Genomic DNA, 14,483 nt, shown 5'->3' with positions numbered 1-14,483 from the left:
TGTTGTTTAAGCTGAGTTTCTACTAGCGTTTGTATTTCCAAATAAAGAACGGGTTACTATTTTCTCATATACTTTTATTAAGGCTTCGTCTGGTTGCGATTCTTTATTCAATTCATTAATTCTTAATAATGCATATTGCTGTATTGTCAACAATGGCAGTACAATACGTTCTCTTATTTGAATTGATGCTTTACCATCAGGGTAATTCTCCATCAACTCTTTATGACCAGCAATTTTTAATAATAATCGTTTTGTCTCTAAAAATTCATCATATATAATTTGCCAAAAAGGACCAAATTTAGGATCTTTTTTCATGTAAGCGGTCAAAGGGAAAAATGATTTTGCCAGTGACATCATACTGTTTTCAAGCAATGTTTTAAAGAACAACGAATTATCATATAAATCTTGTACTTTATCCCACTGATTTGAATCTTCAAAGTATTTTAAGGCTGTACCTACTCCAAAAAAACCAGGTACATTCTGCTTTAATTGACTCCAAGAACCTACAAACGGAATTGCACGTAAATCTGCAAAATCTAATTGAGCTGACTTACTTCTCTTTGCAGGTCGACTCCCTATATTAGTCTTAGCATAATATTTAAGCGTACTCATTTCTTCCAAATAAGGAATAAAATGAGGATGATTTTTAAAACTTAAATATTTATCGTAACCCAAATTTGCCAACTGATTTAGAATATCCTTATCACTAATGGATAATTCGTTCTGATTTTTATCAAAAACTTGATTACTCACTCCGGCACTCAATAAGTTTTCTAGATTGTATCGACAAGAGTCTAAGGTTCCAAAATTAGAACTAATTGTCTGACCTTGAACAGTAACTTGAATTTCATTGTTCTCAATATTTGGTCCTAATGAAGCGTAAAACTTATGCGTTTTTCCTCCACCACGAGCTGGAGGTCCGCCTCTACCGTCAAAGAAAATTACTTTAATGTTGTATTTTCTCGAAATCTCAGTAAGCATTTCCTTCGCTTTATAAATACTCCAATTTGCCATTAAATACCCACCGTCTTTAGTCCCGTCAGAAAAACCTAGCATAATAGTTTGCTTATTGCTCCTGTTTTTCAAATGCTCAGCATAAATGGTATTAGTATATAATTTTTCCATTATTACATCAGCATTTTGCAAATCATCAACTGATTCAAAAAGAGGAACAATATCAACAGAAGGATTTTCCCAGTTACTTAATCGAAACATTGCCAAAGTTTCTAAAACATTCAGCGCACTTTCATTATTACTAATGATATAACGATTTGCTCCAAATTCACCATTATTTGATTGTATAATACGAATAGCATTAATAGATTCTAACGTAGATTGGGTAATTTCATTTTGAAATATTTTTGGGTCTACATTTCCTTTGATAGTTTCCAAAGCTGAAATCTTTTCAGTCTCAGAAAGATTCTTGTAGTTTTTTGGAAAAATAGTCGATTCTATTCGGTGAAAGTGATCAACGATATCACTAAAAACAGCATCATGAATTTTACTGTTTTGCCTAATGTCTAACGTAGCAAAATGAAAACCAAATAAGTTCAACTTAATTAGCAAAGCATCTAATTCGTCCAAATATAAAGATTGGTGCTGCTCAATAATAATTTGTTTTATTTTTAATAATTGAGTGTTGAAATCTTCAAGAGTTATAAAAATATCCCCTTTTGAATAAAAAACAGAACGATATAGTTTTTGTTCAAGTTCCGTAATCAAAGTATCTACACCAGAGAACGTTAACTTTCTTTTCAAATTTCTTATTTCGATGTAATAACATTTTAAAATAGAGGTTCTTAGACGTTCAGCGACCTTCAAAGTAATCTCAGTAGTTACAAACGGATTGCCATCGCGGTCACCTCCTGGCCAAAACCCTAATTTTATTAAAGGATTTTTTATGGATAAGGAATTGAAAATATTTTTTTGCAAGTACTGAACAATCTCTCCAGAGGTTTGATAAAAAACGTTTTCAAGAAACCAAATCAAACTCACAGCTTCATCAAATGGACTAGGTTTATCTTTTTGAATAAAAGGAGTTTTACCTAATTGCGCTAATAACTGTTTGATATCAAGAAGATCATTTTTACGAATGGCTTCTGTAAGATCATTAATAATTCCAAGAACTGCTCCAGGATAAAATTGAGTAGGATGAGCCGTTAAAACTGTTCTAACATTGAAATTTTCCAACAATTCAATTAAATCATCCTCATTGTCTTTCGCGTCGGACTTTTCCTTGATATCTCGCAAAGAACCAATTCCCTCCATGTTGTTCACAACCGGAAATGCAGCGTCTTCAATGGCATCAAAAAGCACTATTTGTCGTTCGATGTATTGAATAAAACGAAACATAATGTCAATTTTCTCTTGCTCTGTTGCGTTGTGCAAATACCTTTCTGAAAAGAAATCAACAATTTCTTTAGGAGTTTCTTGTTTTTTAAACCCAGTATCACAGATATCTGTAAAAAGCGGTAATAAAGCACCTGTATTATCTATAGAGTGAAAAGGTAGTGTTATAAAAACACTATTATAAATATGGTATTTAGATAAAACATCTTGATTAAAACGTTCTATTTTGGGTAAAGTATACATAGTTTGTGTAGTTGGTTTAGTTAATTTTCATAAAAAAAACCCCAAGAATAAACTTGAGGTTGTATTTAATTACAGCGCATTCAAGAATTACATGTTTTTGAATATGGTATGCATTAAGCGCTTTTTATCATTGATGCTTTCTTCAAGGGAAATCATCGTTTCTGTACGGTAAACGCCATCAATATCATCAATCATAAAAATAACATCCTTAGCATGTTTAGTGTCTTTGGCTCTAATTTTACAAAAAATATTAAACTTACCAGTAGTTACAGATGCTACGGTTACAAATGGAATTTCATTAATGCGCTCTAAAACAAATTTTGTTTGAGAAGTATTATTCAAGAAAACACCTACGTAAGCAATAAATGAATACCCTAATTTATCATAATCCAGAACAAGTGATGAACCCATTATTATCCCAGCATCCTCCATCTTTTTTACCCTAACATGAACAGTCCCTGCTGATATCAATAATTTCTTTGCGATATCTGTAAAAGGTACTCTTGTGTTGTCTATCAACATATCTAAAATTTGGTGATCTACTTCATCTAAACGAAATTTACTCATAACTCTCTAATTAACATTATTAATTGCTTTAACAAAGCATAAAATTATACATAAAAACAATAAAAAGACAAAAATATTAAATATTTATCATTCCATTAACAAATTTTATGTTATTATCTAAATAAAAATCGGCTTTTTGATTCAAAACAGGCAAAAAACCTGTGTTGTCAGAATATTTTGCACCATTTGCATCATACTCATAATGACCATGATAATCTTCCAATTCGTCTATTTTAGAAAAATAAGCATTAAAAAACAGCTGATTACCAACAATTTCTTCTTTATATTGCGCTGCAAAATTCGTTATTTTTTCAATACCATCATAATTTATCTTGACATTTTTATAAATAAAATCATAAAAAACGACCTTATTTTGAGGAATATTCAAATATTTATCGATTCCATTGCTAACTATATCGTTTTCGCTTAGCGCTTTAAAACCTAAAATAAAAGACATGAAAACAAATTTTCGTGATAATTCTCTTTTATAGTCGTTAGGAAAATGACCAGCTTCGAATAAAAGTGTAGGAACTCCTAAAAACTGAAAAGTATCGCCAATGCAGTTGATATTAAAGGAATCGTCAAATCTACCTATTCGACCCGGCAAAAACTGCTGCATTCCCTCATTAATAGTAGCAATTAAGTATATTGCTTTTAACCTACATTCATTAATTTCACGCGCTTCGTTAAAAGAGGGAGCTAAAAATGACAATGTAGCAGGCTGACCACTATCAGCAACTCCAAAAATGGTTCTTTGATCATGTAGGTTAAAACAATAATCGGGCTTAAAATCGTCAAACACTTGTCTTAAAATATTACTTTCTGGCTGAGATAAAAGTTGAGAATCTCTATTTAAATCAATACCGTTTGCATTTTCTCTAGTGTACGCTTGCGCTCCATCAGGATTTAACATCGGTAAACATAAAAAAGTGATGCTATCTAGCATTTGCGTCGCTAAAATGTTATCACTCTTTAAAAAACACAAAAAATCAAGCAATGCTTTTGTAGTAGTACTTTCATTCCCGTGCATTTGTGACCAAAGGAAAATTTTAATTTTACCCTTACCAATTGTATAGGAATAAATAGGTTTATCTAAAACGGACTTACCGATAATTGCCAATTCATCTGAAGTATTCAAATCAGCTAATATGTGCTCAATATGATCAAGCGTTATGTATTTCCCTTTAAGTGATTGTACTAGGTTGTGACTATGTAAAGCTTCTAAATTCATAATTACTATTTAATTTACAAAAGTAAACATCTTTAAAATTACAATTGTAAACAAATAAAAAACAATTATTTTTAATATTGTAAACACTTTTGTTTCTCAAAAAAGACTCCTATAAGAGATATTTGTAAACAAAAGGATTAACTTTAGTTTACGATTATTAAAATACTTATTATTAAGCACTTATATTGTTTTTAAAGTACTGTTACTTTAATACAAATGGTAATTTTAAATTCTTTTTAGACCTAATTTACTGTTTATTCACTTATATTTGTTACATTTGTAAATAGATGTAATTAAAATATAATTTACAATGGTAAACATCGAAGATTTTATTAAAAGGTTAGAAATTATATTGGATTATTACGGACTTAATGCCTCTTCATTTGCAGATAAAATAGGTGTACAACGTTCTAGCTTGTCACACCTCCTATCTGGAAGAAACAAACCAAGTTTGGATTTTATCTTGAAAATTTTAGATGTTTTTCCCGAAGTTGATTTGTATTGGATTCTAAACGGTAAAGGAAGTTTTCCTAAATTGTCAGAAGTTGATACAAATAATTTAAATATTAAAGAAAATAGAAACAGTTCCAATTTTGATACTGAAATAAAAAGCAATAGTTCCACTGCCGATTTGTTTACTGACTTTATACCTCCTATTCCTAATATAATTTCAGAAATTCCATTTCCTGCGAAAAATACAACTCATTCAGATCAGGAAGAAATTGAAACGATCATGATTTTTTATAAAAACGGAACCTTTAAACAATATACTCCAAAATAAAAATGCTTTTCCAGAAACTCTAGAAAAGCATTTACTTTTGTGATCATTCAATCTTGTATCAATTTCTAAATTTTAATTTTAGAATTGAATTCCATTTTCGGGAATTTTACCCAAGACTCCTTTGTAGTGTTCTTTCAGAATTGTTAAGTCTTGTTCTATATTGCCCGACGGATTTAGCGGTTGACCTAAATGAACTTGTTTTCTCCCAAAATCAAACGAAACTGGAACAATAGGAACATTAGCTTTTAAAGCGATATAATAAAATCCTGTTTTTAATTCACTTACTTTTTTACGAGTCCCTTCTGGTGCCACAGCCAATCTAAAAGTATCTTTTTTATCAAATATTGCAGCTATTGAATCCACTTTGTTCAATCCTCCACTCCTATCCAGTGGTTCCCCGCCCATATATCTAAAATAAATTCCGAGTGGAAAACGAAACAACTCTTTTTTACCTACCCAATTCATTTCAAGTCCTGTAATTCCTCTTGTAAAAATGCCCAAGTAAAAATCATGCGCGCTGGTGTGTGGCATAACCATCATGACGCACTTTTTAAAATTAGGATCTATTCCGCCTACTATTTTCCAACCCATTAGTTTAAAAAACAGGAATTGGTATATTATTTTTTTCATTACTTAGATTTTGTGACAAAATAAATGATAAAAAACTTATTTTTGGTTAAAACCATTCGTAATGATCAAAAAAATATTGAGCTATTTAATTCCTGTTAAAATTTTTGAAACAAAATCAAGCATTAGCCATTCAATTGAAGTTACTTGGGCAAATGGAGAATTGGTTTTAGATTCAAAAAATGCGAACTACTCTTATGGTAGTTTACAACGTATTTTAAGACTCGGATTAAAAAGTATTGGTTTTGAAAAGATAGTAAAAATGGAACGCATCTTAATTCTAGGTGTTGCCGGAGGAAGCGTTATTAAAACATTAGTAGACGAAGTGAAATTTAAAGGCAAACTAACGGGAGTTGAGATAGATCCCGAAATTATTCATATTGCAAATACCTATTTCAAATTGAATGAAGTTGAAAATTTAGAAATTGTAATCGACGACGCTTTTGAATTTGTGTTAAAAACTAAAGAAAAATACGATTTAATCATTATTGATATATTTCAAGACACTACGATGCCTTATTTTTTATTCGAAACCTTTTTTACCAATAGGCTTTGTTACCTCCTTAAATCAAAAGGTTTTATTCTATTCAACACCATGATTTTGAACGATGATCAGAACAGTAGAAATAAAAAATATATTACTGATTTCGTCCATCCGCAATTTAAAATTAGAACTATTCCCCGAATAGAAATTCACAATGAACTCATTGTAATTGAAAAATTAGCGTAGTAACTCGTTATTTTAGAGCATTTTTCTAGCTTTTTCTAAATCTTCAAGAGTATCAATCCCAATTCCTACGTGTGTGGTCTCGACCATTTTGATTCGTTTGCCAAATTCAAGATAGCGCAATTGCTCTAGTTTTTCGGATGCTTCCAAAGATTGCATTGGTAAACTGTAAAAATCTAATAAAGCTTGTTTTCTAAAAGCATAAATACCAATATGTTGCATGTATCGAACACCTACATTTTGTTCTCGTGGATAAGGAATTACAGATCGGGAGAAATACAAAGCAAAACTGTTTTGATCTACTACAACCTTAACATTATTTGGATTATTGATATCTTCTTGATTAGTGATTTCGCGCATTAAGGATGCTAAATCTACTTTTTTATCCAAATCGTTTCTAAAAACTTCAATAACTTTTGCTAGCGGTTCGGCATCAATAAAGGGTTCGTCACCTTGTACATTAATCACAATATCTACATCTAGATTTTCGACTGCTTCGGCAATTCGATCACTTCCAGATTCATGTTCTTTGATGCTTCGGATAGCTTTTCCACCATTAGAAATAATTTCGTCATAAATTAAATCGGAATCCGTCACTACAAATACATCATCAAACAATTTCGTGTTTATGGCTGCTTGATAGGTTCTTAGTATTACGGTTTTCCCTCCAAGATCTTGCATTAGTTTAGCGGGGAATCGTGTAGAGGCGTATCGTGCGGGAATGACTGCTATTATCTTCATATGGTTTAAAAAGTTTGAGTTCAAAAATACATCATTGCAACCAAGGATGAAATTATTTTCGTGCTATTTTAGAATTGGTTTTGATTGGTTTGGTTTGCCAATGTTACATTATTTTCACTGAAGTCATACTCAACGATCCTCCTAATAACTTATCATTGAACAAACTGAGTTCTTCTTGTTTTCCTTTTAAACCCAAAGTATAAATCAAAGGCAAATAATGTTCTGGAGTTGGGATTGCTAATTGAAGCGCCTTACTTTGGTTTTCAAAATCTAAGAGTGGTTGAAAATTTCCGTCTAATAAATGCGAGTTGATAGTTTCACGAGCTTCTATTGCCCAATCGTAACCGTAATTATCTTTATCTAAATTTGGAAAATCAACTAATCTCAAATTGTGAATAATGTTACCGCTACCAACAATTAAAACTCCTTTGGTACGTAAAGCACTTAATTTTTGTGCCAAATCAAAATGGTATTGCGCAGGTTTTGTATAATCAATACTTAGCTGAATTACAGGAACATTGGCCTGTGGATATAAATGTTTAATTACACTCCATGCACCGTGATCTAATCCCCAATGTTCATCGAGTTCAACCGCGACTGGCGTCAATAATTGTTTAGTTTCTACTGCTAATTCCGGACTACCTTTTGCAGGATATTGCACGTCAAATAACGCTTGCGGAAAACCTCCAAAATCGTGAATAGTTCTTGGCATTTCCATTGCTGTAACCTTGGTTCCGTTGGTATACCAATGCGCCGAAATACACAAAATAGCGTTGGGTTGTGGTAAGGATTTGGCTAAATTCCTAAATCCAGTTACAAACTGATTTTCTTCAATGGCATTCATGGGACTGCCATGACCAAGAAACAAAACTGGCATTTTTTCGGTGTTTGAAAAAGAGCCTGAAATTTTATGTAAATCGTTTAATGAATTCATAACTAAACTATTTTATAATTAGTGAACGATTTAAATCTTATGACATCAATAAAGTTTTTTATTGAATTTAGCTTTCATGACTTAAATGTTTATTTGATTTACTCTACAAAACTATCATCCTTAAAACCAATTAAATACAATTTGTTTTTGGCACGCGTCATTGCGGTGTATAACCATCTAATGTAATCACGGTTAACACCATCTGGCAAATAAGGTTGCTCTATAAAAACAGTATTCCACTGCCCTCCTTGTGATTTATGACATGTAATGGCGTAGGAGAATTTCACCTGCAAACCATTAAAATATTCATTTGCTTTTACTTTTTGGAATTGTTTGAATTTAGTTTCGCCCTCGTAATCCTTCAAGACTTCTTGATAGAGTCGGTTTGATTCTTCGTAGGTGAGTGAAGGAGATTCGCTTTTGATGGTATCTAAAAGCAAAACAGTTTCTATTGGTTTTTGATCTGGATAATCCACCATTCTTATTTTTACTTTGGCAAATTTGAAGCTGTACAACTCCTTGATGCTAAAAATTTCAAGTACTTCAATAATATCACCATTGGCGATAAAACCTGCCTGGTCAGAATCCTTTAGCCAAAAATAATTGTTCTTCACCACCATTAAAAAATCTCCTGTAGAAAGCTCGCTCTCTTTATCGAGAATTTTGGTTCGAATTTGTTCGTTGTATTGATTGGCTCTTTTATTAGAGCGCACAATAAATGCGGTATCTTCAATGCTGTAATTACTGTAGGCAGAGTTGATGGCGTCTTGAATATCGTAGCCGTCTGTCAAGCGCACAATATCTTTGAATTTTTTGAGGTCGAATTTAAAATCAGTTATAAAAGATTCTTTGAGTACTTCGCGTAATTCTGTGGCGTTGAATAAAATTCCTGAATTTTCTTCTTGACGCATGACTTCGTCCAATTCGATGTGTTCAACTTCTTTATCGTAATTCATACCAAGTGTTCGAATATCAAGCGCTGGGCTGATATCCAAATTCACCGGAGGCAACTGAGCCGTATCTCCTAATAAAATCATTTTGCAGTTCGCTCCTGAATAAACATAGGAAATCAAGTCATCTAATAAGGAGCCGTTTTCATACAACTTAGAATCCGAATTCGTATCCGAAATCATGGAAGCTTCATCGACGATGAAAATGGTGTTTTTGTGTTTGTTGGGTTGTAAAGTAAATGATACGCCACCACCAGAAGATTTTTTAGGAAAATAGATTTTTTTATGAATGGTAAAAGCAGGTTTGTCAGAATAATTAGCAATTACCTTGGCTGCACGACCTGTCGGAGCCAGTAAAACATATTTTTTATTAATGTCTATTAAGCTGTTAACAATGGTAGAGATTACAGTGGTTTTTCCTGTTCCTGCATATCCTTTGAGTACAAAAATGGTCTTATTCTCTGTTTCAGTCAAAAAAATGGCTATTTTTTGAAAAAAAACATCTTGTTTGTAAGTGGGCTGATATGGAAATTTTCTCTGTAAAAGACTGTAAAACAAGGAGGAATTCATAGGGATTTTGTTGGCATAAATAAGTATCAAAGGTACATATTAACTATCATTTACACTACAACAACTTTTTACATATTGATTGAAACGCGAAACAAAATTGATAGCATCTTGTTTTAGATTTTAAAAATTTTGTTTCGCAAAGCTTCTTTTTTTAAAATAGTTTATGAATACGGTTAATAGGAATCATCACTCCTTGTTTCAAGATGATATTTTTGTCCGTTACAGCCCAAACCGTAGTATCCACCACTTTTTTTGATTCAACATCTTCAAAAAATATTTTTATTTTAGAATGTTCCAGGTTTCCTAATGATAACGCTCTGTTGACTTCGCTAATTCTCATTTTTATTTGGTCGTTATCCTCTAAAACATCGGTATTAGGGAATTTAAGTGCAGCAATAGCTTCTTTGTCGATAGTTATAAAATCTTCGGTCATGATAGTACTGTTTTAATTAACAATTAGTTAGGGTGATATTTAATGTTTTTGAAAATAAAATTATTTGTTCTTACAATTTACTAAACAAAGTGTACTATTAACGTACTTGTAGTCCTAATTTTTTATTAAAGTTTAGGATAAAAATCTTTATTTTTACAATACAATTAACTAAAAAAAGTGTCTACATATTGTATTTAAACAATTTTAATTCAAATATGTCATATAGTAGTTTAATGAGCGTTAAGGATGGAAGCGGCATCCTTTGCTTTTTTTCTTTAAAAAAGCAAAGATACAGCGCACAGCCTGACCTGACGAAGTTTACGAAGGAAAGGTAACGCCCTATTTGTAGTTTTAAATTTTTAAATAGTTTTTTTAGGGAACAAATATTTTAAAGTAAAAATTATAATAAAATTAGCACGCTTGACACTTTAAATAATGTAATTTGGCACAAAAATTTAGAGTAATACACACCAATTGCATACCATATGGATAAGATAAAAATACTTTGGGTTGATGATGAAATTGACCTTTTGAAACCACATATATTATTTCTAGAAAAGAAAAACTACGAAGTTACTACCTGTAACAATGGCTTAGATGCAATTGCGATATTTGAAGAAAACAATTTTGACATCGTTTTTTTGGATGAAAATATGCCTGGAATGAGCGGATTGGAAACACTTTCAGAAATGAAAGAAAAGAAATCAGCAATTCCTATGATCATGATTACAAAAAGTGAGGAAGAGTATATCATGGAGGAGGCGATTGGGTCTAAAATTGCAGATTATTTGATCAAACCCGTAAATCCAAACCAAATTTTACTGAGTTTGAAGAAAAACTTAGATCATTCGCGATTGATTTCTCAAAAGACAACACTCGATTATCAAAAAGAGTTTCGCAAAATAGCAATGGAAATGGGGATGGTGAATTCCTTTGAAGATTGGATAGAATTGTACAAAAAATTGATTTTTTGGGAGCTTGAGTTAGAAAACATTGATGATCAAGGGATGATTCAAATTCTAGAATCTCAAAAAGTAGAAGCCAACTCGCAGTTTGGTAAGTTTATAGAACGAAATTATGAAGATTGGTTTGCACCGATGCCTAAAAAAGTCACAAGTGTTACCGATGCCGACCGACCAATACAATCGCATACCTTATTTAAAGAGCTCGTTTTGCCGGAACTTAAGAAAAAAGACAAGCCTATTTTATTTGTTGTGATTGACAACTTGCGCTACGACCAATGGAAAACCTTTGAAACGGTGGTAGGCAATTATTATAAATTAGAAAAAGAGGTTCCCTACTACTCTATTTTACCAACTGCCACGCAGTATGCAAGGAACGCAATCTTCTCGGGTTTAACGCCGTTAGATATGGAAAAACAGTTCCCACAATACTGGAAAAACGATCCAGAAGAAGGCGGTAAAAACTTATTTGAAGCCGAATTTTTGACCGCACAAATCAAGCGATTAGGACTTACTATTAAAGAAGATTATTTTAAAATTACGAGTCTTGCTGGCGGTAAAAAATTATCTGAAAGTTTCAAAGCTTTAAAAGACAATGATTTGGTTACTATTGTTTATAATTTTGTGGATATGCTATCACATGCCAAAACAGAAATGGACGTAGTGAAAGAATTAGCATCTGATGATAAAGCCTATCGTTCCCTGACTTTGAGCTGGTTTAAAAATTCGCCTTTGCTAGAAATTATTCAACAGGCACAAAAAATGGGCTTCAAATTAATTATTACCACAGACCATGGCACTATAAATGTAAAAAACCCATCAAAGGTTGTGGGGGATAAAAATACGAGTCTAAATCTGAGATATAAAACAGGCAGAAGCCTTACTTACGAATACAAAGATGTATATGCTGTAAAAGATCCAAAAAATATTGGCTTACCTGCTATTAATATGAGTAGTTCGTTTATTTTTGCAAAAAGTGATTTGTTTTTAGCTTACGTTAACAATTATAATCATTATGTGAGTTATTATAAAAACACGTATCAACACGGAGGAATTTCTCTGGAAGAAATGATTATTCCGTTTTTAGTTTTTAATCCGAAGTAAAAAAGCAATCAGTCTCAGTTTTCAGTCTAAGACCAAAAACTTAAATTGTCAACTTTAAATAATTTTATCAGAATGGATATCCTTTTTTCTATTGATCAGCTAGAAGAAGTAGCACAACAAATTATTGCCCAAAACCCGAATAAAGTCATACTTTTTCACGGTGAAATGGGTGTTGGAAAAACTACTTTGATCAAGCAACTTTGTATATCATTAGGCGTACAAGGCGCTACAAGTAGTCCAACTTTTTCTTTAGTTAATGAATACGAAGCATCTCAAAATCAACTGGTTTATCACTTTGATTTTTATAGAGTAAATAAAGAAGAGGAAGCTCTAGATATGGGTGTTGATGAATACTTGTACTCTGGGCATTGGTGTTTTATAGAATGGGCTGAAAAGATTGAAAACTTAATTCCTGAAACACACTCTGTGATCCAGATCGTTGCATTAACAGATGGAACTAGAAAATTAACTTTGACATAAAAAAGTATGCTACAAGACAACTTGGTTACTATAATTCCTTTTTCTGATAATTTGGCTGCGCCAATAAAGGATTTAAATTTAGAGTGGTTGCAGAAATATTTTAAGGTAGAGCCTAAAGATGAAATTGTACTTTCGGACCCTAAAAAAGAAATTATTGACAAAGGGGGAATGATTTTTTATGCCAAGTACAACAATGCAATAATTGGAACCGTTTCTTTAATCAAAATAGACAACAGCTGTTTTGAGTTGAGTAAAATGGCAGTAACTGATAGATTGCAAGGATTGGGTGTAGGAAAAAAATTGATTTTACACTGTTTTGCTATAGCAAAAGAAAAAGGAATAGAAAAAATCATTTTATACTCCAACAGAAAATTGAAATCAGCAATTCATTTATATGAGAAATTTGGCTTTACTGAAATTCCACTCGAATCAGGAATTTATGAAAGAGCCGATATCAAAATGGAAAAAATAATAGCTTAAATTTGAGTTTTAATTTACTAAAATGTAGTGCTTTAATTAGTGAAATTTACGTAAATTGGACGCTTAATTCATAATAAAAAAATGTCAATTACTACTACGCCATTCACCAAACAGCAGCTTTTACCACAAGAAGAAAAGCTAGAGATTGCTAGACATAAAAGTGAACTTTTTATTGGTATCCCAAAAGAAACTAGTTTTCAAGAACGACGTATTTGCCTTACACCCGATGCCGTAAACTCCTTAACTTTTCAAGGACATCGCGTGATGATTGAAGCTGGTGCTGGGTTAAGCTCTAGTTATACTGACAAAGAATACAGCAATGCTGGTGCCGAAATAACTAGTGATACCAAAAAAGTTTTTGGATGTCCCATGATTTTAAAAGTTGAACCTGCCACACTTAGTGAAATTGAAATGATGAATCCTCAAACGATTATAATTTCGGCCATTCAACTAAAAACGAGAACAAAAGCATATTTTGAAGCTTTATCCAAAAAGAAAATTATTGCATTAGCTTTTGAATATATTAAAGATGAGGATGGAACCTATCCTGCAGTAAAATCATTAAGCGAAATAGCAGGTACTGCCTCTATTCTTATTGCTGCCGAATTAATGATTACTAATGACCTTGGAAAAGGCTTGTTATTTGGTAATATTACAGGTGTCCCTCCTACTGATGTTGTAATTCTAGGAGCTGGAACTGTAGGCGAATTTGCTGCAAAAACAGCCATAGGTCTTGGAGCCAGTGTCAAAGTTTTTGACAATTCTATTACTAAATTGCGAAGATTACAAAACAATTTAAACCAACGCATTTTTACTTCAACCATTCAACCAAAAGCACTTTTAAAAGCTTTAAGACGTTGTGATGTAGCCATTGGTGCCATGAAAGGAAAAGACCGATGTCCAGTGGTAGTGTCAGAAACAATGGTAGAACACATGAAAAATGGTGCCGTAATTGTTGATGTCAGTATTGATACTGGAGGTTGTTTTGAAACTTCAGAAGTTACCTCACATGAAAAACCTACTTTTATAAAGAGTAATGTATTGCATTACTGCGTACCTAACATTCCGTCTCGTTACTCAAAAACAGCTTCCTTGTCCATTAGCAATATTATTTCACCCTACTTAATGAAAATTGCCGAAGATGGTGGCATTGAACGCGCCATCCGTTGTGATAAAGGCCTAAAAAATGGAGTTTATATGTACCACGGTATCCACACCAATAGCGCCATTGCAGACTGGTTTGACTTGCCTCATAGCGATATAAATTTAATAGTTTTTTAAGAAATTTTTCAAGTACCTTTGCA

General features: G+C 32.2%; 14 protein-coding genes. 6 read left to right on the top strand and 8 right to left on the bottom strand.

Annotated features, from left to right (window positions below; all coding sequences use genetic code 11):
• Nucleotides 1–6: 6 nt before the first annotated feature.
• From IQ05_RS05195 to IQ05_RS05185, 3 genes are all read right to left on the bottom strand, one after another.
• Entirely contained in the window at nucleotides 7–2,592 is a 2,586-nt protein-coding gene (locus IQ05_RS05195) for a phosphoenolpyruvate carboxylase (RefSeq protein ID WP_144890724.1), read from the bottom strand.
• 87 nt (nucleotides 2,593–2,679) lie between these two features.
• A complete protein-coding gene (locus IQ05_RS05190; RefSeq protein WP_072943262.1) occupies nucleotides 2,680–3,159 on the bottom strand; it encodes an Lrp/AsnC family transcriptional regulator in 480 nt (159 codons plus the stop codon).
• Nucleotides 3,160–3,235: 76 nt separating this feature from the next.
• Nucleotides 3,236–4,390 carry a M14 family metallopeptidase gene (locus tag IQ05_RS05185; protein ID WP_144890722.1) on the bottom strand — a complete coding sequence of 385 codons (1,155 nt, stop codon included), beginning with the start codon at nucleotides 4,388–4,390 and terminating at the stop codon, nucleotides 3,236–3,238.
• Between the two features lie 310 nt (nucleotides 4,391–4,700).
• Between IQ05_RS05185 and IQ05_RS05180 the strand changes: the two genes are divergently transcribed.
• On the top strand, nucleotides 4,701–5,171 hold the full coding sequence (locus IQ05_RS05180; RefSeq protein ID WP_144890720.1) for a helix-turn-helix domain-containing protein: 471 nt from the start codon (nucleotides 4,701–4,703) through the stop codon (nucleotides 5,169–5,171).
• Nucleotides 5,172–5,249: 78 nt separating this feature from the next.
• Here the strand turns inward: IQ05_RS05180 and IQ05_RS05175 are convergent, their stop codons facing one another.
• Nucleotides 5,250–5,801, bottom strand: a complete 552-nt coding sequence (locus IQ05_RS05175) for a 1-acyl-sn-glycerol-3-phosphate acyltransferase (protein ID WP_144890718.1) — start codon at nucleotides 5,799–5,801, stop codon at nucleotides 5,250–5,252.
• A gap of 61 nt (nucleotides 5,802–5,862) precedes the next feature.
• On the opposite strand from IQ05_RS05175, the gene IQ05_RS05170 reads away from it, so the two are divergent.
• Nucleotides 5,863–6,528, top strand: a complete 666-nt coding sequence (locus IQ05_RS05170) for a spermidine synthase (protein ID WP_144890716.1) — start codon at nucleotides 5,863–5,865, stop codon at nucleotides 6,526–6,528.
• 12 nt (nucleotides 6,529–6,540) lie between these two features.
• Here IQ05_RS05170 and kdsB read toward each other — a convergent pair whose 3' ends face one another.
• The 4 genes from kdsB to IQ05_RS05150 form a co-directional block, all read right to left on the bottom strand.
• A complete protein-coding gene (gene kdsB, locus IQ05_RS05165; protein ID WP_144890714.1) occupies nucleotides 6,541–7,266 on the bottom strand; it encodes a 3-deoxy-manno-octulosonate cytidylyltransferase in 726 nt (241 codons plus the stop codon).
• Between the two features lie 103 nt (nucleotides 7,267–7,369).
• A complete protein-coding gene (ygiD, locus tag IQ05_RS05160) occupies nucleotides 7,370–8,200 on the bottom strand; it encodes a 4,5-DOPA-extradiol-dioxygenase (RefSeq protein ID WP_144890713.1) in 831 nt (276 codons plus the stop codon).
• Nucleotides 8,201–8,298: 98 nt separating this feature from the next.
• On the bottom strand, nucleotides 8,299–9,720 hold the full coding sequence (locus IQ05_RS05155; RefSeq protein ID WP_144890711.1) for an ATP-dependent DNA helicase: 1,422 nt from the start codon (nucleotides 9,718–9,720) through the stop codon (nucleotides 8,299–8,301).
• 151 nt (nucleotides 9,721–9,871) lie between these two features.
• Nucleotides 9,872–10,153, bottom strand: a complete 282-nt coding sequence (locus tag IQ05_RS05150) for a hypothetical protein (protein ID WP_144890709.1) — start codon at nucleotides 10,151–10,153, stop codon at nucleotides 9,872–9,874.
• 485 nt (nucleotides 10,154–10,638) lie between these two features.
• Between IQ05_RS05150 and porX the strand changes: the two genes are divergently transcribed.
• From porX to IQ05_RS05130, 4 genes are all read left to right on the top strand, one after another.
• Nucleotides 10,639–12,219, top strand: coding sequence for a T9SS response regulator signal transducer PorX (porX, locus tag IQ05_RS05145; protein ID WP_144890707.1), 1,581 nt, complete (start codon nucleotides 10,639–10,641; stop codon nucleotides 12,217–12,219).
• Between the two features lie 72 nt (nucleotides 12,220–12,291).
• Complete coding sequence (tsaE, locus tag IQ05_RS05140) at nucleotides 12,292–12,699, top strand: tRNA (adenosine(37)-N6)-threonylcarbamoyltransferase complex ATPase subunit type 1 TsaE (RefSeq protein WP_144890705.1); 408 nt, start codon at nucleotides 12,292–12,294, stop codon at nucleotides 12,697–12,699.
• A 6-nt stretch (nucleotides 12,700–12,705) separates the two neighbouring features.
• Nucleotides 12,706–13,179: a GNAT family N-acetyltransferase gene (locus IQ05_RS05135; RefSeq protein ID WP_144890703.1), complete on the top strand. Its 474-nt coding sequence runs from the start codon at nucleotides 12,706–12,708 to the stop codon at nucleotides 13,177–13,179.
• An 81-nt stretch (nucleotides 13,180–13,260) separates the two neighbouring features.
• A complete protein-coding gene (locus IQ05_RS05130; protein WP_167496929.1) occupies nucleotides 13,261–14,460 on the top strand; it encodes an alanine dehydrogenase in 1,200 nt (399 codons plus the stop codon).
• Nucleotides 14,461–14,483 lie beyond the last annotated feature (23 nt).

Origin of the sequence: Flavobacterium tiangeerense (assembly GCF_007830355.1) — a bacterium.
GTDB classification, from domain to species: domain Bacteria; phylum Bacteroidota; class Bacteroidia; order Flavobacteriales; family Flavobacteriaceae; genus Flavobacterium; species Flavobacterium tiangeerense.
This window is presented reverse-complemented; position numbering and strand designations above follow the sequence as displayed.